This is a genomic window from Flavobacterium succinicans LMG 10402 (genome assembly GCF_000611675.1).
GTDB classification, from domain to species: Bacteria; Bacteroidota; Bacteroidia; order Flavobacteriales; family Flavobacteriaceae; genus Flavobacterium; species Flavobacterium succinicans.
The window spans coordinates 215,492-236,882 of record NZ_JATV01000008.1 but is presented as its reverse complement, the minus strand read 5'-3'; the positions used below and the strand labels follow the sequence as shown (position 1 = coordinate 236,882).

19 protein-coding genes and 1 pseudogene are annotated in these 21,391 nt (G+C 34.3%); all 20 read right to left on the bottom strand.

Features of this window, described 5'->3' with window-relative positions; all coding sequences use genetic code 11:
• Positions 1–1,002 carry a glycosyltransferase family 2 protein gene (locus tag AO58_RS0110125; RefSeq protein ID WP_024981599.1) on the bottom strand — a complete coding sequence of 334 codons (1,002 nt, stop codon included), beginning with the start codon at positions 1,000–1,002 and terminating at the stop codon, positions 1–3.
• A gap of 25 nt (positions 1,003–1,027) precedes the next feature.
• Entirely contained in the window at positions 1,028–2,149 is a 1,122-nt protein-coding gene (locus tag AO58_RS0110120; protein WP_024981598.1) for an ATP-binding protein, read from the bottom strand.
• A 266-nt stretch (positions 2,150–2,415) separates the two neighbouring features.
• Positions 2,416–2,526 (bottom strand): annotated as a pseudogene (locus tag AO58_RS17985) (glycosyltransferase family 2 protein); the annotation flags it as partial.
• Positions 2,516–4,069, bottom strand: a complete 1,554-nt coding sequence (locus tag AO58_RS0110115; RefSeq protein ID WP_024981597.1) for a glycosyltransferase family 2 protein — start codon at positions 4,067–4,069, stop codon at positions 2,516–2,518. The gene AO58_RS0110115 and the pseudogene AO58_RS17985, both read right to left, overlap by 11 nt.
• Positions 4,069–5,217, bottom strand: a complete 1,149-nt coding sequence (locus AO58_RS0110110) for a glycosyltransferase family 4 protein (RefSeq protein ID WP_024981596.1) — start codon at positions 5,215–5,217, stop codon at positions 4,069–4,071. The genes AO58_RS0110115 and AO58_RS0110110 overlap by 1 nt, the downstream gene beginning before the upstream one ends.
• Positions 5,218–5,278: 61 nt before the next feature.
• The gene (locus tag AO58_RS0110105; protein ID WP_024981595.1) at positions 5,279–6,160 is read right to left on the bottom strand and encodes a hypothetical protein; all 882 of its coding nucleotides are present in this window, start codon (positions 6,158–6,160) and stop codon (positions 5,279–5,281) included.
• Positions 6,161–6,225: 65 nt separating this feature from the next.
• On the bottom strand, positions 6,226–7,659 hold the full coding sequence (locus AO58_RS0110100; protein WP_024981594.1) for an MBOAT family O-acyltransferase: 1,434 nt from the start codon (positions 7,657–7,659) through the stop codon (positions 6,226–6,228).
• Positions 7,660–7,776: 117 nt separating this feature from the next.
• Entirely contained in the window at positions 7,777–9,180 is a 1,404-nt protein-coding gene (locus AO58_RS0110095; protein ID WP_024981593.1) for a glycosyltransferase family 28 protein, read from the bottom strand.
• 60 nt (positions 9,181–9,240) lie between these two features.
• The gene (locus AO58_RS0110090) at positions 9,241–9,864 is read right to left on the bottom strand and encodes a hypothetical protein (protein ID WP_024981592.1); all 624 of its coding nucleotides are present in this window, start codon (positions 9,862–9,864) and stop codon (positions 9,241–9,243) included.
• A 222-nt stretch (positions 9,865–10,086) separates the two neighbouring features.
• Positions 10,087–11,214: a UDP-N-acetylglucosamine 2-epimerase gene (gene neuC, locus AO58_RS0110085; RefSeq protein WP_024981591.1), complete on the bottom strand. Its 1,128-nt coding sequence runs from the start codon at positions 11,212–11,214 to the stop codon at positions 10,087–10,089.
• Positions 11,215–11,224: 10 nt separating this feature from the next.
• Positions 11,225–12,343 (bottom strand): acyltransferase family protein, encoded by a 1,119-nt coding sequence (locus tag AO58_RS0110080; protein ID WP_024981590.1) that lies wholly within the window; start codon positions 12,341–12,343, stop codon positions 11,225–11,227.
• Positions 12,344–12,380: 37 nt separating this feature from the next.
• The gene (locus tag AO58_RS0110075; protein WP_024981589.1) at positions 12,381–13,421 is read right to left on the bottom strand and encodes an N-acetylneuraminate synthase family protein; all 1,041 of its coding nucleotides are present in this window, start codon (positions 13,419–13,421) and stop codon (positions 12,381–12,383) included.
• Between the two features lie 157 nt (positions 13,422–13,578).
• A complete protein-coding gene (locus AO58_RS0110070) occupies positions 13,579–14,244 on the bottom strand; it encodes an acylneuraminate cytidylyltransferase family protein (protein ID WP_024981588.1) in 666 nt (221 codons plus the stop codon).
• Positions 14,245–14,448: 204 nt separating this feature from the next.
• Positions 14,449–15,417: an ATP-binding protein gene (locus tag AO58_RS17155; RefSeq protein WP_255211333.1), complete on the bottom strand. Its 969-nt coding sequence runs from the start codon at positions 15,415–15,417 to the stop codon at positions 14,449–14,451.
• A gap of 266 nt (positions 15,418–15,683) precedes the next feature.
• Positions 15,684–16,601 carry a glycosyltransferase family 2 protein gene (locus AO58_RS0110060; protein ID WP_024981587.1) on the bottom strand — a complete coding sequence of 306 codons (918 nt, stop codon included), beginning with the start codon at positions 16,599–16,601 and terminating at the stop codon, positions 15,684–15,686.
• Between the two features lie 26 nt (positions 16,602–16,627).
• Positions 16,628–17,647 carry a glycosyltransferase gene (locus AO58_RS0110055; RefSeq protein ID WP_024981586.1) on the bottom strand — a complete coding sequence of 340 codons (1,020 nt, stop codon included), beginning with the start codon at positions 17,645–17,647 and terminating at the stop codon, positions 16,628–16,630.
• A gap of 49 nt (positions 17,648–17,696) precedes the next feature.
• Positions 17,697–18,851, bottom strand: coding sequence for a glycosyltransferase family 4 protein (locus AO58_RS0110050; protein WP_024981585.1), 1,155 nt, complete (start codon positions 18,849–18,851; stop codon positions 17,697–17,699).
• Positions 18,852–18,853: 2 nt separating this feature from the next.
• Positions 18,854–19,576: a class I SAM-dependent methyltransferase gene (locus AO58_RS17150; protein ID WP_139225527.1), complete on the bottom strand. Its 723-nt coding sequence runs from the start codon at positions 19,574–19,576 to the stop codon at positions 18,854–18,856.
• Positions 19,577–19,594: 18 nt separating this feature from the next.
• Positions 19,595–20,449, bottom strand: a complete 855-nt coding sequence (locus AO58_RS0110040; protein ID WP_024981583.1) for a glycosyltransferase family 2 protein — start codon at positions 20,447–20,449, stop codon at positions 19,595–19,597.
• 39 nt (positions 20,450–20,488) lie between these two features.
• On the bottom strand, positions 20,489–21,391 hold the full coding sequence (locus AO58_RS17615; protein WP_024981582.1) for a glycosyltransferase family 2 protein: 903 nt from the start codon (positions 21,389–21,391) through the stop codon (positions 20,489–20,491).

Genomic DNA, 21,391 nt, shown 5'->3' with positions numbered 1-21,391 from the left:
CTAATTTTTTTCTTTCGGTTTATTAAACATTAAACTCCACCAACCTACGGTTCTCCCCAAGGCTTCGGTAAACGCTGCTTTGCGTGCATTCGTGGTAAAGGTATTCGAAAAGCGAATGACCGTCAACAGTAGCGTAATCGCATGCCATTTGAAACGATCTGTCCGTAAGGGTTTTGGATTTTTTACCCGCCAAACATACCAACCATTGCGCACTACCATTTTACCATAATGGTACTGATTGGGTCGGCCGGATAATGCGTGATAATGGTTCAATTTTGCGGCTGTATTCAGATACAATTTACCTGTTTTAGCAACTCGCAAACAAAAATCGGCATCTTCGTACAAGCCATAGCCTTCAAAATAGGTTGAAAACTGATGGGTTTCAAATACCTTTTTCTTAAACGAAGAAACACCTCCCATCAATTGTTCTACTTCGTACGTTTTACCACTTGGTGGTAAGAATCCCACACTTCTTCCGTGTGAAAACAAAGAAGAAAATCCAGGAGGGCAATCGCTATCTAACCCTAGTTTTTTTCTTAAAACAAAACGACTACCGTCTTTTCTTTTCCATCCTTCAAAATAAAATTCTTTTATTGTAGGCTGATCATTTTCTCCAACACATGCCCATTGGGTCTCATTATGAATGTACCCGCCTACTCCAAGAGCCTGTGGATATTTTTTGTAAGTGCTTAACAATTGCTCGAAATAGTCTTTTTCTAAAACGGTATCATCATCTAGAAAACAAACCACTTCCATGTCGGCAGCAACTCTGGCAATACCAAAATTACGTTGCTTGGTCAACCCCCGATGTTCGGGTGGAACTGCAAAATACTGCAAATTGAGGAATGGATTTTCTTTTAAAGCTACTTCGGTTGCAGCATTGGTGGAGCCATCTACAATCAAAATCTCATCAGGATATAACGTTTGCTCCCGAACCGATTGCAACAATTGCAACAAAGGCTGAGGACGAAGGTAGGTGCAGATAATGAGGGAAAATGGCATCGTATTTCTAATTTTTAATATCATCTTAAAGTAACAAATCTCTAAAATTTTTCTTATGTATCACATTCACGTCGGTTTGATAAGCTTCTTTGAATTTTTCAAACTTTTTTATTTTGGCATGCTCATTGTTTTTTAATTCAAATGCTTTTACCTGCTCATTTTCAACTTCTATATAGTCAATTTCCAGTTGCGTGGTGGTACGCCAAAAATAACTTTTGACCCAAGGGTTTTCGTAATTATTTTTTTTCATTCGCTCCGAAATGACAAAATTTTCCCATAGCTGACCGGCATCATTTCGTAGATCCATGCCATTAAAATTATTAATTATGGTATTGCGTACCCCATTGTCCCAAAAATAGATTTTCTTGGCAAATTTCAATTCGTTGCGTAAATTTTTATTAAAACCGTTCAAGGTAAAAATCACGTAGCCTTTTTCTAAAATCTGAATATAATTAGCTACAGTATTTTTATCCACGTTTAGCAATTTTGCCAATTCATTATACGAGACTTCGCTCCCCATTTGATAGGCTAAGGCCCTGAGTAATTTTTCTAAAACCTCTGGTTTCTTGATGTTGGCAAAAGCCAACAGATCCGTATACAAATAACTATATACCAGTTGTTTTAATCGTTCTTTTTCTTCAGAGGGATGCGTAATGACTTCGGGATACATACCATACGCCAATCGCAAATCGAGTTGTTGTAAACTTTTGACATAGCCTATTGTATTTTCTAATTCCTTCCAACTAACAGGGAACATAAGGTATTCCCATTTTCTTCCTGTCAACGATTCACTCGTCCTATTTTTAAGATCAAAGGCTGATGAACCGCTAACAATCAGTTGCACTTCCTTGAATTGATCAACAATTATTTTTGAAGTTAAACCAATAGTACTAATGCGTTGTGCTTCATCAATAAATACAATTTTGTGTTGACCAATGATCGCTTTAATTTCTTCGGTAGATGGATTTTGCAACAATTCTCGCGTTACTCGATCATCTCCGTCCAAGAATAATGTATTCTCATAACCCGATAATAGCTCTTGCAATAGGGTTGTTTTACCAATTTGCCTAGCGCCAATTAACACTATTGCTTTACCTTTAAATAGTTTAGCTGTAATTTGTGCTAGTAAATATCGCTTAATTTCCATACCTAAAATTTTAACAAAGATAGACAAAAACACACAAATTCACCAAAATTGACTAATTTTAGTGAATAATACTCCCTGAAATTGATTAATTTTAGTGAATACAATTCCCTAAAATGGATTGAATTTGATAAGTAAACCATTTTTAAACGGAAAAACAGGAAGAAATAGGTAAGATGCGATTAGCAAAACCAAGAGCATTGCAACGAATTGTTGTTTGCCGAAAATTCTGAATGGACCAAATCGTGTTTTACCTAATATATATGCTCATCCACAATCAAAATTTCATCAGGATATAACGTTTGCTCCCGAACCGATTGCAACAATTGCAACAAAGGCTTCGGACGCAGGTAGGTACAAATGATTAAACTAAATTTTATGTATATTTCTTAATTGATTAGCCCAAAAAACGCTTTTATTCCATTGCCTTTTCATCTTCCTTAGGTATACAATAGGATTTCTACTATTTTGCAACATATAAAATTTGAAAAACAAGACTGTTTTATAGCCTAAAATCTGCTCTTGGGTATCGTGTTTTTGCTTAACATACATAACAGTTGGCGAAGGTTTGGGCTGTATAGCTTCCTTATGCCACTGCAGCACAGGTTGGGTTCGAAAACCTCCCAAAGGTGCTTTAAGATGCAGAATTTCTGGGTATGGTGTAAAAACAACATCTATTCCTTCATTTCGCAATTGCAAACCAAACTCTGTGTCTTCACCATATCCAAACTCAAGTGAAGTATCATATCTTAACTCATTATTTTCCTTTAATCGTACAATACTACATCCGGAACCAAAGGAACTCCATTGCATTGTGTGTTTTATTTTTTTTTCTTCTGAATAGTTAGCCTGATAACATCCAAATGTAAGCGCCTTAGCGGCATACAATTTTGCAAACGATAGACCTTTCTCTAAAAATTGAGCTTCTATCCTAACATCATCATCTGCCATAAACACCCACTCACTTTCTACTTGTTCAAGAGCCAAATTCCTCGCATTACAAGCTCCTGCTTGATGTGTAAAAGTGTGTTTGATTTTGAATGGCCAGTATTCATTTTTTAAATAATCCAATTCGGACATACTTCCCTCTAAAGGATTTTGCTCCACTATGATTATATCCTTAGGCAAAAGCGTCTGTACTGCTAAATCCTTCAACACATCATACAAATATTTTTTTCGTCCAATAGTCGGAATAATGACATCAATAGTTGCTTTTTGAACCACTTCTTTATTTGACTGAACAACAATACTGTCCAAAGACATTTCAATAGTATTCCTCTTTTTATAAAATAGTGCCTTCAAAAAAGCAAAAATTGGCAAGCGTTTTTCGTATACCATCAAATTGAGTAACAATAAAAACAACCACCTTGTTTTATAATGCTGGTATACGAATTGAAAAAGAGTGGAAATAGATGCTTTGGGTTGGGAGCATCGGGAAAAATTGGTTACTAATTTGGGCTCCGAATAACACAATAAACCTAATGGCATCCCCAGTTTCGCAATGCTATTTAAAAAATAATCGAAATCCCGATGCTCTTTAATTTTTCCTTTAAATTGTAATAAAACAGCCGTATGAATCCCACCGATACCACTACTCATTTGCCAAGTAGGATAGCTCACTTGTTTATTCACCTTGATAAAAGGAGACTCCTCAACATAACCAATTTCCCTACCTAAATACAATGCCATTGAGGGAGAAAATGATACCATAATTTTGTCATGGTGCAAAACCTTTGGAAATTCGCTCCAGTTTGCAAAATCCATAAAATCTTGATGACACCAGGCTATTGTCATATCAGGAAATTGCATGGCTAAATGCATCAGTACAGAAGCTATTGACTTTGAACCATCAAAATCAATCACCTCTGAATTATCTGAGGTAACCCGAGTAACTTGCCTATTATTATGATAGATTACAATCACTATTTACCAATTACAGATTCATAAAAATCAATATTCTCTTGGGCAATTTTTTGAATATCAAAAACGGCCTCTACTCTTTTTCTTGCGGCAGCACCAATGGTATTGGCTAAAGTTTCGTCTTGGAGTAATTCAATTATTTTATTAGCAAAATCATCATGCGCTTTGGGATCTACCAAAAAACCACTTTCACCATCTGTAATCAATTCTTGAGACCATCCAAAACCATTACTCACCACTGCTTTATTTAAGGCCATAGCTTCAATCGTTATCATTCCAAAAGTTTCAGCAAAGCTAGGAAAAATACATACATTGGCTTTTCGAATATGCTCTTGTACGCTAGCATAGGGCATCTTTCCCAAATACGAAACTTGCTGTAGATCCTCCTCTTCAAATTCTTTTTTTAGTAATTCCCATGTGGATGAAGATTGCGTTTGAATATCGGCAGTATCACTTCCTATCAGCATCAATCTAGTTTCTGGAAATGCTTTTCTCACTTTATTAAAAATTTCAGGCAATTCAAAAACCCCTTTTTTTCGAATAATTGTACCTACATATAAAATGAGTCCTTTTTCAAAAAGCAAGGGCGCATCATTTTTAAATGCATTCAAGTCTAATCCGTTATAAACAACCTTTACATTTTTGCGGGCAAGTCCAAACAATTGCTTGGTCACATCAGCTGCGAAAACTGTTGGAGCGACAAAAGCACTAGCTTGCATCATTGCTAATTTCTCAAACCAATAATTTTTTTGCTTTTGCTTCCTTCTCTCCAAATGACAAAAATAGGTATCACTCCCATGAAAACGAATGACCAAAGGTGCTTTCAGATGCATAAAAGCGGTGATACCCGTCCAATCGGGAGCCTCAACCAAATCAATTTTTTCTGAAACAATATGTGTGTTGAGGTATTTTTGAATAAACCTTCGATGCAAATACCAACCCAACACCTTATATTTTTGACTTTTTACTAAGTGAACAGTAACTCCTGCTTCTTCAAAAACTGCAGTTTCCATTTGGCCATACACAAAAACAGAAACTTGCACTCCTTTTGTAACTAAAGCCACAACCAAGTTTTTGATACTAGTGCCAATTCCAGCTGCATGTAAAACACGGGGATGAGGGTATTCAGGCGTTAAAAAAGCGATATGCATAATCGTACTATTTCTTTCTATCTAACCCTGTCAGAGTTTAGAACTCTGACAGGGTTAGAAATTATTTATTAAAAAAATCCTTTAAAACCCTCTCCGTAAACAATCGAGCTCCAGCATCATTGAGATGTCCACAAGAAGAAAAAAACCGATCTTCTGATACTACATTTTCATAATTATGAATCTCTGGATATAGTTTTTTCACCTTATCAAAATAATCCATTCCTTTGGTGTTTTCACACATTGGAGTCATTACAGCGATAAATTTAATTCCTTTTTGTTCACAAAGTTGCTTAATCTCATAATAATACTGATTCTTTGATAAAGGGTTCAAATTCGCAATGTTATTCTTCATATTAGCATTGGGCTTTTGTCCCAAAGGATAATAGCCTTTATTTTCCATCTGAGAGGTAGTCTTTCCCACTGCAGTAAAGAAAGTTTCTCGTACTCCTATTTTGGCATCGTATTTCACATAACGGTAAAATGGGATGCAATACAACTCTGTAAAATCGTTTTCCTTTTTAAAATGATTTTTAATCGTTTCGGATTCGTGGAGAAACGGTAAGAATTTAGCCGAAATCCCTTCCGCTTGATGGTCGTTTGACAAATTCAAGTCGGCTTCTAAAATTACACTCTTAATTTGATAGTTGCGTTCTATCATTAGTTTTAACAATAACGAAGCTTCAAACAAATGGCCTCCACTCATTCCGTAGTTAAAGGTTCTCAACCCTTTATCTTCAAACATGGGCGCCACAAAATGATTGTTCGCTCGTGAGGATCCTAAAATAACTACATCGTACTTTTCACCTTTGGAATTGAATACTTTTTCAATTTTCCCTCTATTTGAGGATTGCAAAAAAACTTTGGTATAGCCAAAATCCAATACCACAGCGATAGCTATCGTGAGTAGTAGTATTTTAAATGTATATAGTAAAAATTGTTTCATTTGTATTTCTTGTTTTTAACTAACCCTGTCAGAGTTTGAAACTCTGACAGGGTTAAAATTATACCTTAAAACTGAAAATAAATAAACTCCTTATAATCCGAAAAAGTACCTAAAGCCATAATGGCTGCGATGGCTAAACCAAATTTCACAAGACTATAGCGTCCTGATAAGGGCTCCACTCGGTTTCTGTTGTTCCATTCTACCACTACAAAAGCACCAATCAAAAGGAGTATTTCGTAATTATACCGTTCGTTAGACAAATATTGCGAACTAAAATCACCATTATAAACCAGTTGCTTTAAATACAAAACCGCATCGGTTATGGATTTCGCTCTAAAAAAGATCCAAGCAATAGTACTTAAAAGAAAAGTAATCAAGATGTTTACTACAGTTTGTAATCCCTTCCAATCGATGTTAACTACTACTGGACCTGTATTGTTCCTGTTTTTTTGCATTACTAATAAAGGTAGAAAATAAACAGCATTGAGTAATCCCCAAACGACATAAGTCCAATTAGCGCCGTGCCAAAAACCACTCACTAAGAAAATAATGAAGGTATTGCGAATTTTGAACCACATTCCACCTTGACTCCCTCCAAGCGGAATATATAAATAATCCCTGAACCAAGACGATAACGATATGTGCCAGCGTCTCCAAAATTCGGCGATGTCTCTTGAAAAATAGGGATAGTTAAAATTTTTCAACAAATCAATGCCAAACAGTTTTGACATTCCTAAAGCCATATCCGAATAGCCTGAGAAATCCCCGTAAATTTGAAATGCAAAATAAATAGCGCCAAGTATCAATGATAGCGAATTCATAGCCGGATAGTTATCAAAAACGGCATTCGCATAAGTAGCGCAAGTATCCGCGATGACCACTTTTTTGACCAATCCCCAAACGAATTGGGCCAGGCCTTCTTTAGCTTTTTCCAAATCGAAACTACGATGTACTTTAACCTGTGGCAACAAATGGGTGGCTCTTTCGATAGGTCCTGCCACCAACAAAGGAAAATAACTCACAAACAAAGAATAATCGACAAAGTTATACTCCGCTTTGATGCGCTTGTAATAAATATCAATTACATAGGATAAGCCATGAAAGGTGTAAAAGGATATCCCAACGGGAAGAATCACATCAAGCAGTATTGGACTCGCTTTAAACCCAACAGAAGTAAGTAGTTGAGCAAACGAATCAGAGAAAAAATTGAAGTATTTAAAAACCCCTAAAAATCCTAAATTGACCACAATACTAAGCCAAAACCAAAACTTTCGTCCTTTATCATTGGTGCTTTTTTCGATTCGGATACCTGTGTAATAATCCAAAAAAGTAGAAAAAACCAACAGAAATAAAAACCGCCAATCCCAGCAGGAATAGAAGTAATAACTGGCAAGTATCAGTAAAGCGTTTTGGGTGTTTTTAGTTTTATTAAAAACAAACCAATACAAGAAAAAGACTATAGGTAAAAAAATGGCAAACGCCAAGGAGTTGAAAAACATATTTTATATTAAAAAAAACTAACACTAATTACACTAATTTCCACTAAATCATTAGGTAAATTACATATAATGCAGTAGTACTGATTTGAATTGATTTTTGCTTTGCAAAGAAAAGCATTATTCTTTAGAAATGATAGTTTTTATGGCTTTCCAAATACGTTGAGAAGCTTCTTGCGGTGGCTGTTGATTAATCACTTCAAACCATTTTTGGGCATTTTCGATTACTGATGAAGGTGTTGTGATTCCTTTTTCAATGATAGCCGAGATTTCATTTGGACTATTAATCCATAAAACAGCTTCTTTATTAGGCATCGAACGAAAGTGAACATAGTGGTATATTTTTTTAACCGACCAATTTCTTAGTTTTTTTTGAGCAACATCGTAATTAATAAACGCACACGGTTTGTGATGCGCCACATAATCAAATACCATAGAAGAACCCAAATTGACAACCATTTCCGTATGCTCAATGGTTGTATTTTGTAGCGCAATATCATCAGGAGTAGGCAATATAGTATTCCAACCTTCTCCGATTCGTTCCCAAAGAGGAGCAATTGGAGTAATTACATCTTTATAGTCTTCCAAGACTTGATCATAACGAGTAGAGAAATCAACTGGACAACGTCTAAAAACGATACCTAGTGCATGCCCTTTTTGATTCAATTCACGAACAGCTATAGCCACATCTTCTAAATATTTGGGATCATCAGGACAAGTAGTCACATCATCACCCGAATAACAAATGTATTTTTTATCAAAATCCAAGTGATGTTGTTTACAAAAATCTTCTCTAGAAAGGATTTTACTTTGATCAAAATGCGCCTCAAACTGTGGGGTTCCCGTGATAAAAACTTGCGATGCTTTGATATAAGGATAATACAATAGCAATTCCTTTTTCATCAAATCACTCCAAACAAAATAATAATCTGTTTCGACTACCATTGTCGCTTTGGGCAAATTATCCCAAGAGAAAATAAAGGTGGCTGTTGGAATACCTAATTCTTGCGCCGCCAACAAAGGAGCAATAGCGGTCATCGGACGCTGATTGGTACAAAAAACAAGGGCTGGTCGTTCCTTTTGTAAAGTTTCCAAACACTGGTGATAATACAAGGTTTTACGTTCTTTGTTTTTGATTTTTCTCCGAATACGAGTCAATCCAAATGAAGAAGAATGTGTAAAAATCATGAATTGAGTGACACTGCTTTTAACCGTCTTTTTTACTGTATCATAAGAAAAAGGGAAGCGATAGGTGTCATAAACGCGGTCTTTAGTCCTTCGAATATTAAGATTTAATTCTATTTGCTTGCGAGCATTTTTATACGTCTCGGTTAGTGGATGTGATTTAGAATTTCCGATTTTAATTTCTGCAAAACCAAGTGTCGTTAGATCAAATGGGGTGTTATTCCAAAACACGAGGTCGAAATTTTCTTTTTCTCCTATGGTATGAAATTCCGAATAGGCAAAGTTTCGAAGTCCAATACCATCGGGTAAAAGAATGAATATCTTGGGTTTTGTTGTCATTAGTTATTTTTTTTTAACCCTGTCAGAGTTCAAAACTCTGACAGGGTTGAAATTTACAGCTTACTCTATTAAAAATTCTATAACATCATTAACTACTTGTTCTTTCGCATGGTAGTCTACAAAATTTTGACGACCAAGAAACATTTCTAAAACCTCATCTCTTTGCAACTTCGTGGGTTTATCCGACACCATACTCCCGTATGATGACCAAGGATAGTCAGCCATTGTTTTAACAAAACCATGATGAACCGGATTATTATGAATGTAGTAAATGAGATTATTCAAATATTTTTCTGATGTAATTAGCTTCCTTTCGAATGGTTTCTCAAACAAAACACCTGTCCGAGAATATCGCTTATTGATAGCTTGTGTATAGGCATTAAATAGATGCCCAAATTGTTTAGATGGATCCAAAGTTTTTGGACTCTCAACAGTAGAATATTCCAAAAAATCCTTTAAAATTTCATTTTCTGTTCGTAGGTATACCAACAAATGAAAATGGTTTTTCATCAAACACCAAGCATAGGTTTCCGCAATGGGATAAATGTATTGGTGGTACAACTTCAAGAAATAGTCATAATTCCCTGAATCAAAAAAAATATCCTGCCCATTATTTCCACGATTATAGATATGGTAATAATTTCCTGCGACTAGCGGCTCTTTTTTATATTTTTCGTTTACCATCCTTGTTTTTATAGGTTACTTCAAGTCATTCTATCCTTTATCTCAAATAGCCCTTTTAGGATTTAAAACCCTCAAAAAACTAGAAATAAAGCGACTAAAGTAAATATAAACGAATTTTAATTCCTACAAAACCATATCCGTAATTCTTTTTTTCCAATTTAAACATCCTTAACCTCTTTCTTCAACCCTAGAACCTTGTCAGAGTTCAGAACTCTGACAGGGTTAATTGTACAAATCCCTAAACTGTTTCTGATGATTACTATTCCAAATTGTTGCCGATTGTAGACAATCTAAAAATAACTTAGCACTATTCCCTTGTCCAAAATCCGAATCACAGATGGTTATGGCGTGAGAATCAATAGCTTTAAGCGACTCTAAAATAGAAACTTTTTGATAATCTACATGAAGGATATCCGCATGAACAGCCCTATTTTGTTGACGAGTTCCTATATTGATAATAGGAATACCGTAATAAGGGGCCTCTCGAATCCCAGCACTGCTGTTACCAATGATAAATTGACTGTTTTTTAGTAAGGTCAGGAAATATTCAAAACGCAAAGAAGGTATAATGCGGAATCTAGGATTCCCTTTCAACCCTTCGTAGGCTTTCAAAATCAATCGGCTGCCTAAATCATTATTTGGATAGACCACCAAATAGTTATGATGATCAGCAAGCAAAGCGGCTACGAAGTTTTGGGCGTAGGCTTCCATCTGATCAATCTCTGTGGTTACAGGATGAAACATGGCAATGGCGTAGGTTTCGAAATCCAATTGATAATAGCTTTTAGCAACGGCTAGATCCGGAAGCTGATCGGAGAACATGATATCAATATCTGGTGAACCGATAGTAAAAATAGATTCCTTAATTTCACCCATTTGTTGCAGTCGTTGCGCCGCCTCCGTATTGGAAACAAAATGAATATGACTCAATTTACTCACACTGTGACGAATCAATTCATCGACGGTGCCCGACACTTCTCCTCCTTCTATATGTGCTACCAAAATATTACTCAAAGACCCCACAATCGCTCCCGCCAAAGTCTCTACTCTATCCCCATGAACGACAATTAAATCAGGTTGTATTTCTTTTACATATCCCGAAAAACCTTCTATGGTTTTGGCCAAAGTCAAATCCATAGTCGTTTCGTGTGTGTGATTAGAAAAAGTATGAATGTTTTTATAACCACAACGTTCAATCTCTAATAAAGTATAGCCGTATTCTTCCTGTAAATGCATACCCGTCACAAAAACAAAAACTTCAAATTCAGGATGTACTTCCAGAATTGAAATCAATGATTTTATTTTACCAAAATCGGCACGAGTACCGGTAAGAAATACTATTTTTTTCATTTTAAAAGTGTTAATCAATCCGACTTGGATAATACTTATTCCTCATTTTTAAAAAATAATTTTCAATATAAAGAGTCATAAACATCCCACTCAGCACGCTTAGAATAGAAGTTACTACAAAAGTAAACGTTTGGTTGATACAACTATTTAAAATGTAGGTATTAATCAAGGCAAACATCCAATTCACAAATCCATGAATAATATAAATGGAATAGGATGAGAATCCTATTTTACTAATCCCATCGGTCATAGGTTTTGACAAAAAAGTATCCAATTGGGTATTTATGTTTACATCAGTAAGAAAATGTGCTATTAAAATTCCAAAAGCCACATAAAGAAAAGTAAAACCAAAAGTCCTTACAAAAAAGGATTCCTCAAAATCAACAAATGGCGTAAATGAAAGCAATAATAACACTAAAATCAATAATTTAACTTTATTACTTGTAAAAAATTGCAGTAGTTTATCCTTTTTAAAATAATACCAATAGGATAGTAAGACTCCTGCTAAAAGAGAATCCATTCTAAGGTGCGTCATGGTGATGTTTCTGCTACCATTTTCAGTAAAATAAAAAGCGCTAATCAATCGCATTATTAAAGTCAATACCATAATTGAAACTAATAAAAGCTCAAATTTACTGAGCGTAAAAACTCTAAAACTATTTTTAAAAACAAAAAAGTTATTCTTAATAGCGAACCAAAATAACAATGCGAATCCAAAATAAAAATGCTCTTCGACAGCCAATGACCAACTCGGAACATAGGCGTATCCCCAACCATAAACATAATTTTGAATAAAGAAAAAATCAGAGAACAATCCTTTCCATTCAAATTGATGTTTAATAATTTTAGGTGTAATATATAGAAAATAAAACAAAAAATAGATTGGATAAATTTTGAATCCTCTTCTGATTAAAAACAATTTAGGTTTGATATTCCCAAACTTTATATACTCTTGAAACAACAAACCTGAAACTAAAAAACCACTTAAAACGAAGAAAAGATCGACACCAATCCAACCCATTTTACTGGTAAAATCAAACAACTTTTGATGTCTAAATAAAACTAAAAGAATAGCTATTCCTCTCAAAAAATCTAATTCTCTTAATCGGCTTTTTTTTGTTGCAATCATTAAAATTGTTTTATAGGCTACAAAACACAACTTACTATTATTGAATATCTTCCCAACGCAACTGTTCATCATTTGCAATAACTCGAGTTGCTTTTTTACCTAATAGCGATTCAAAATGTTCCGCTAAAATGGCACCAGTACCAGGTCGTTTCACCCAAATATTGTCTTTGGTAAATAGCTCACCTTCTTTAATATCCGCAATAGCACAAACGGTAGCGAAGGCAAAATCTATAGTTACTTTCTCTTCTTCTGCAGGTGCTTTTACACCACCTCGCATTTGCCAAATTTCATTCGAACTAACAATCAATTCTTTGGTAGTGAACTCGTCCATACTGCAAACTATATCGGGTCCAGTGCGCTGCATATGATCCGTAAAATGACGTTCCAAAATACTAGCGCCCAAAGCGACTGCTCCCAAACAAGCATTATTATTCAAAGTGTGATCGCTTAATCCGAATACTTTGTCTGGAAAAGCATCATGCATTTGAATCATAGCTCCCAATCGGACCAAATGTATCGGCGTCGGATACAAATTGGTCGTATGCAACAAAGCTACTGGCACTTGATGGCGGTCAAAAATAGCCACCGCTTTGCGAATACTTTCAATAGTATTCATTCCAGTGCTCAAAATAACTGGTTTACCAAACGAGGCAATATGCTCCAGAAGCGGATAATTATTGCACTCCCCAGATCCAATTTTATATGCGGGTATATCAAACTTTTTCAATCGTTCGGCTGCGGCACGAGAGAAAGGCGTTGAAATAAAAATCATCCCTTTACTTTCCACATACTTTTTCAATTCCAATTCATCTGCTTCATCCAACGAGCAACGCTCCATAATTTCGTAAATAGAAACATCGGCGTTGCCTGGAATTACATTCTTGGCTGCTCCTGCCATTTCATCTTCAACTATATGGGTCTGGTGTTTCACCACCTCAACTCCCGCTCGTTGAGCAGCATCTACCATTGCTTTGGCCACTTCCAATGACCCCTCGTGGTTGATACCAATTTCGGCAATCACCAAAGGAGGATAATCTGGACCTATTTTTCTACCTGCTATTTCTATGTAGGGATTCATTATTTCTGTTGTCGGTTGTCTGTTGTCGGTTTTCTTTTTCGCTTTTTTCTTCTTTCGTCTATCATCTCACATCTGCCTTCTCAAATCTATCTTCTGCCTTCTTACTTTTCACTTCTCACTATTCACTTCTCACTATTCACTTCTCACTTCTCACTTCTCACTTCTTCACTTTTCCCATCAAATACGCTGCATAATCAAAATCGGCTTGGGTATCTATATCAACTTCTGAAAAAGGATTGTCTACGATAAAGGGTAAGGAATGTGCTCCCATAATTTTGCCTTGTCGAATCAAATCCGATTGCAGCACATAGAGCAGACCGTTCTCGAAATACAAAGGTTCTAAATCCTGACTCCGTTGGCCTAATTCGTAATTAAAGGGAACGAATTGATTTTCGATAATTTTCCCTAATTTTTGGTGATTGCGACTCACTGTAAACAAGCTCTCGTACTTTCCTTCGAGGTAGCACTTCAGGGCTTCAGGCAGTAAATCATCAGGACGTAAAGGATTAGTGGGCTGCAATAAAACAACGTGTTGTACCGTATCAGAAACGTTATCCAAAACATGTTGTAGTGCCGAAATGGTGGTGGCATGATCACCCGACAAAGCCTCGGGTCTATCAATCACTTGAGCGCCATAAGTAAGGGCTACGGCTTTAATAAAGGCATCATTGGTACTGACATAAATCCCATCAATAAGATCAGGGAATTGTTGCGCATACCGAATACTATGCACTAACAAAGGCAAGCCATTAAGGACTTTGATGTTTTTATCTTTCAGTCGCTTCGAGCCACCTCGAGCGGGAATAATAGCAATCGTTTTCAAATGCGGTATTTTTGGCGGTCAAAGATAACAAAAGCAAACTTTAACTTTGTCAAAGTTCAAAACTTTGACAAAGTTAAAGTCTCAAAAACTCCGATAATCCACATACTGTAATATTTGGAGCTATTTCATAAGAAACCGGCGCAGGGATAATGACAAACGTTTGTTGGGGTTGTACTACTTCTAGCGCACGATAAAATCCTTTGGTTAACTTAGTACAGTAGAAGCCTTACATTCAATAGCAAGACGTTGCATCCCTTTTTCTAAGACCAAATCCAATTCATCGCCTGTAGCGGTACGATAAAAATAACAATCCCAATCTGGATAATTCACTAGTATATTTTCGATCACTACTCCTTCCCAAGAAGCACCAAAAACTGGATGGCCAAGCAGTGCATTAAAATCCGAAATGGCTAATAATTGATGTAACAACCCTGAATCACGAACAAAAACCTTTGGGGCTTTCACCAAGCGTTTTTTCACATTCACTTCATACGGAGGAAGCGTCCTCAAAATAAAGGTCTGCTCCAACAAATCGACATAGCGACGAATGGTCGGATGGGTCAAACCTAAAGATTCGCCTAATTTGGAATAATTAATCAATTGCCCTTGGTGATGCGCGCACATCATTAAAAAACGACGCAACTGCAAGGCTGGAATTTGAAAACCCAACTGCGGAATATCGCGGGCTACAAACGTTTTAATAAAATTATCCCGCCAAATCCCACTTAAATCATCACTGTCTGCTAAATAACTATTTGGAAAACCACCACGCAACCAAAACTTTTGGAGGTCAAAATTTCGCAAATCATCCAATTCATTGAGGGTAAAAGGCGACAGATACACCATTCCAATTCTACCTGCTAAACTCTCTGAAGTATGTTGAATCAAATCCCGAGAAGCAGTACCCAACAACACAAACTTTCCATTTTGACGATTTTGATCCACCACGCTTCGCAAAACCGAAAACAATTGTGGAACCAACTGAATTTCATCCAAACAGATAATTTTATCGGCATTGGATGCAAAGAAAAAAGTCGGCTGATCGAGTTTCCCCAAATCAGCATCATATTGCAAATCCAAAAACAACGAAGCCCCCCAATGTTGAGACAAGTTTTTGACCAGCGTAGATTTACCACATTGTCTAGGTCCTAAAACTGCAACAACTGGAAATATTTTAAGATACTATTGAATAGTAGCTTCTATCTTTCTTTGGATAAAATCACGCATATTGTAAATTACATTTTCAATTTGCACAAATTTAATTAAAAAACCATTTAAAAAACAAAAAAAACAGAAACGAAAGACAGATTAAAAGAATAAAAGCACTATTCTTTAAAAAAAACACAATTAATCACTGATTATCAAGTAATTAAATCAAATAAATCATAAAACCGCGCAAATTGAAAACGCAATTTTCAATTTGCACGGTTTTTACAAAGCTATTCTTCTTTGGGTGCCCAATAAATTCTAGCATTTTCTATTTTTTGATAGGCTGCATACTCCGAATCCGTTAGTCGGTTGCTATTTTTTATAATTTTAGGAATAGTCTTTAGTAAATCTAACAATGCCGAAACGATTGCTTGTAAAGCGCTCCAATCTCCTTTGCATACTTTCAATTTGAATTGCATCCAAAGAGAGTAGCCCATTTTTCTTGGGATGCTTTGTAAAGGATAAAACAAGAAATACAAACTCCAACCAGAACATAATGAGCGCCTTAAACGAAGACTATAATCCGCTTGGGTTTTTCTTGCTTTGATATCCACTCTGTGATGGACTAAAATTTGGGGCAAATAATGAATTTCCCATTTTTTTTTAAACAACTGATACGACGCAAAATCTTCTTCTCCGTAAAAAACAAACCATTCAGGGTAATTCGGAATAGTGCGCCAAGCTGTCATTCGCCAAACATGCCCACAACCCACAAAACTTTTCATCCGGATAGGAACTTCATTTGAAGTCTCAGTTGATGGTTGTTCTTTAGACCAAAATACTCTGAGTCCTAGCAAGCCTACCTTAGGATTATCTTCAAAATAGGCAGCAATGCTTTCTAATGGTTCAGCTGTAATAAAATGCGCATCATCATCTAGTGAAATGGCATAATCAGCCTTGGTTTCATTCAGCATTTTGTTCCTGCAATACAAATAACCTTTAGATTGTTCATTTGTATGCAAGATAATATTTGGAAAATGTTGCAGTATGTAATCCGAAGTTCCGTCTTGAGAACCATCATCACAAATCACACAAACAACGTCCTCTCTTTCGATTAAATGCCGAATGCGTTGCAACGTATACACCAAATCAGGCAAACGGTTTTTGGTTGTGATTAGGATAGAGAAGCGACAAGAAACTTTTTTCATTTGTCAAAAACATTACTCTTGTTAACTTATTTCAACTTAAACTCACTATTTTTTTTCAATACCAATTGAAAAAAAAACTTGATAATACTTTTTTTAAGATTATACTTTTTAAAGCTACTTTTAGTGTTGTGTATATCAAATTGGCAAGTGTAATGTTCAAAAGCATGCTTAGTTTGAAATGTATCTTTATTAATATTGTTTTGATAAACTTCCACCATCCATGATTCAATTGTATTACCCATATGAAATGCAAAATTATTAAATGTAGATAACCTTAACTTTCCCGATTTATCAATTGGTTCATCAATATACTTAAACTCAGAATTGTTTCCAACTAGGATAAGACTTGGATTGGATGGAACTGTGGTGAATAATATATCTCTGTCAATGGTTAAAATTTGATGACCACTTCCAATGACAGCTTCAAACCCATCGTTTTCCACAACAGGCCATTTGACATTTTCATTCGTTTCTAAATCCCAATTAATACTTTCTAAATATCGATTATAGTTATTAAAATTATCCGCAATTGGAATTTCCTTAAATTTATTTTTATTTAAAACAATACTTTTCAATACAGAGCTTGTACCATAATAAATGGCGTGTCTCACTGGAATTGGTGAAACCGAACCAACATTCTCAAATTTTTCAAAAACCTTTTCAACATTTTCTTGCCATCCTTTCACGAACAAAATATCTGTATCCGATAGGGTTATATATTTTTCTCTTGCCCCTCTTGCCGCACCAATCTGTGCATCAATTTTCCCAATATTTGCATTGTGAGTAATTAAAGTATCAATCTTTTTATCTTTTAAATATTTTTCTAAAAATTTCGACACTTTAGCATAAGATCCATTATTAACCACTGTTATTAATGCTCTTGAATTAATCGTCACGATTAAAGAATCTAAACATAACTTAAACACATCCAAAGAATTCTTATAAAATCCTTCTTCGTTGGGTATATAAACTACTAAAATAATTCTATGAAAAGATTTCATCTCAATCTTTCCTTCCTCCTTTTGAGGGTTCATCCCTATTCTCATTTATAATTATTTTTTTTTGCAAATTAATTTTATTCAATCTACAAATCTTTTAATTGACAACTATAGCTTCTACGATATCCAAATATTTATGTGCAATATTTTTCAAAGAATACTCTTGTAAATACCTATTTCTTATATTTTTTGACATTTCAAAAATCTCCACATTATTTAATTGTTTAACCAAATTAATTTGCTCAACAATATCTGACTCTGTATTATTATGCCAAAAATTATTAAATGGAATTCTCTCTTGCATCGCACCAGTTCGAGATGATATTATTAATCGAGATGCGGCCATTGCCTCTATCCCAGTTAAAGGACCTGTTTCCAATTCAAAATAAGAAATAATTACACAATCCGCAAATGAAAAATATTTGTATAAATCGGCATTAGAAACTAACCCTGTAAAAATAACATCTTCATCTACTGCTGCTATTTTTAGCAAATTATCATATTCTAAACCATCTCCAATAACAAATAACCTATCACCAGCTCTTTTAGATTTTTGAAATGCTTTTATAATGACATCAATATTTTTCTCTTTAACTAATCGCGATACAGTTAAAAATGTTTTTACATTACTTTTTAAAATTGGGATTTTCAACAAGTCTCTTTCATGATAAGCACATTGATCAATAATTTCATAACGATGCGGCTTATAATCTTCTATCCTTTTAGCATTATTTAAAGAATGATGTATGAAACAATCTACTTCAGTAATAAAAGCAAAATCAATTTCAGTAATGGCACCTGTAGTCCTAAAAATCACTTTTTTACCTTTATCTTTCGAAATCTTAATTACCTCATCTATTAATCCAGAAGTCAACTGAGCGCATATAAATATTAAATCATAATCACTTATTAATTCATCCAAAACAATTTGTGTTTTTTTCTCATAATTAAAAAAACGCTTAATAATTAAATTATTAGAATAGCTACTTATAATTCCTTTAGATTTATTTTTTAAAAAGCTTAAGTAGGCCAAAATTCGAATAATCCAATATTTATCAAACAACAATTGGTTTACAGAAAAAACGTTGAGTCCTTTATTAAAATCAAAAAATTGGGATTTTTCTGAGATAGTTCCACTACTACAAATAGCTACATCAAATTTTGAAGATAAAACAGAAGCTATAAACCCACTTTCAAGTTCTCTTCCGCCGAAATCTCCTATTGGGCCAAATATTAAAATTCTTTTTTCCAAAACTATAAATCTCTAATCTCAAACATCAATAAATATTTGTCTGAAGAATTCTTGTTTAATTCAGTGCAATTTTCAAAAATTTCGTCTATTACATTTTTATAGTTAAAAGGTTCGATTTCCAAATTTATAGGCCTCCAGTATCCTATTTCTGTGTTTTCAGAATTCGATAATTTTTCTTTAAAACTAGTTGTTAAAAGATATTTGGATCCGCTTTTTTTTATATTTTGAATAGCTACTTTTATTTGTTCATTTTTTAGATGAACAAATAAATCTCTACAAAGAATTAAATCAACTTTCGGCAATTGATCATTTAATATATCTAGTGAAATAAAATTTACTTTATCCTTAGTGAAAGTTGTTTTATTTTTTTTTATTAACCTATCAACAATATCGGCGCCAATATAATCAGAGTCTAATAAATCAATTTTATTCATCCAGTAAAAATCCCCACAAGGAATATCTAAAATACTTTTGATTTCATATTTTTTAATAATATTAGGCAATATCTTAATTATTTCTTTAGTTTGAATTAAATCAGAACCTGGGCCAGATTTTGAAATAGAATAATTATTATTTGCTTTTACATTGAATAAATCATCATTATAAATTTTCGAAAAAACATATCGATTATAAAACTTACTTTTTTCAAATAAACTAGACATCAAAATTCTTGTTCTTCTATCTAATTTTGTTTTTAATCCATATAGTAACATTCTTATATTCATTTTAAAATAGCATTTATTTTATATATACATTTTTTCATTTTTTGACATCCTATACCCTTTTAAAGTATTCTTAAGCTGTGAAATATTAAACGAGCTAAATAAAATCTTAACCCCTTCAATAACCCTCAAATAAAACTGCTGTTTTAATACCGTTTTTGAAAAATGTTTGCGATAAAAGTAAAAATAGAGTTTTTGTTTTTCTAAATCAACATCCAATGTTTTTCCTTTGTCTCTTTGTCCTCCCGAAGGAGCATGTAAGTGCTCCACCAAAATTCGCGGATCAAAATAGATGTTCGCTCCAGCTTGCAACAAGCGCATGCCGTAATCCCAATCGTCACCCCAAATCGTAAAATGCTCATCAAAGTAAAAACCCGCTTCCTTAAACATCTCTCTTTTTACAATATTGAGCCCCGAACATACTTGTAAACGAAACCGCCCTTTTGAGAAATTATGAGGCTTAGCAATGGTATCTAAAATAGTGTGATACTCAAACCCCTGTTCTTTCATCCCATCAAATTGAATCCCAGGAATCAGTACATCAATAACATTAGGCTTTACAGTGTCAACAATTTGTTCAAAGGCCTGCCAGGGTATGCGTAAATCATCGTCCAAAAAAAACAACCATTCTTCGTCTTTATAAAAAGCCAAAGCTTGATTTCGAGAATGATTCACGGAATGACTTCGGTCATTTTTAATTAAAGTGTATGAATAGTTCAATTGCAGCTTTTCAAGATTAATGGTGTAATCTTCGATACTTTGATCCACTATAACTACCTGAGATATATAAGAGGCAAAAGCGTTCAAATCTAACAACAGATTAGAAAGAAAACCAATACGATCTCGAGTAGGGATGACTAAAAAGAAATTTTTCATTTAAAACTATATTGAATCAATAGCAAAACATAAAATTGATTATCTACTTTTATTTAGAAAATAAACTTTTAAAAAGTTTAAATTAAGAGCAATCACAAATGTATTCAAAATATAAGGGAGTAACCTAATTTTAGTTTTTAATGGAAAACTTTTAAAAAAATCCAATCCTCTTCTAAACACCATTTTTCTGTAAATATAATCCTCCTCTCTATTAAAAGTTACATACTTATTAACATTTAACAGAGTTAATCTTTCTGCCACAACTCCACTTTTACTATTATCAAAATTATTTTGACCTCTTATTCCTGTTTTTAAACTCCGATAATAATACAGCGAATTCTCATACATTGCAATACTAGGATATTTCATCAACAGCCTATTAAAAAACTCCCATTCTTGTCTATCTGTTAAGGTCTCATCAAAAAGAAATTCTTTATTCCTTAAAAAATCCTTTTTAAATAAAGGACCATTTGTACCAAAAGAAATTCTACCTCTTATATGATTTAGTAACACATTCCCATTCAAATGTAATGGCCAAGGTGACAGTTCTAATATTGGTAAACTTTCATAGATAGCTCCTTTACAAACAACAAAGTCAAAATCTGAATTCAATATCAAATTAACTTTACACTCAATATGATTAGGGAACATCACATCATCACTATCAAACCAATTAACATAATCTCCATTACATAATTCAAAACCATAATTTCTAGCAGCATTCCCTCCCTTTAGTCTCTCTTTGGGTCTATGATGGTATTGAAAACGAGCATCTTTTTTTATATAGCTATTTATGACCTCCTCTGTATTGTCTGTGGAGCCATCTTCCACAACAATACATTCCCAATTAACATAAGTTTGAGCCAATATACTGTCAAGCGTTTCATTAATTAAGTGTGCCCTATTGTAAGTAGGAATAATGATAGAAACTAATGGTTCCAT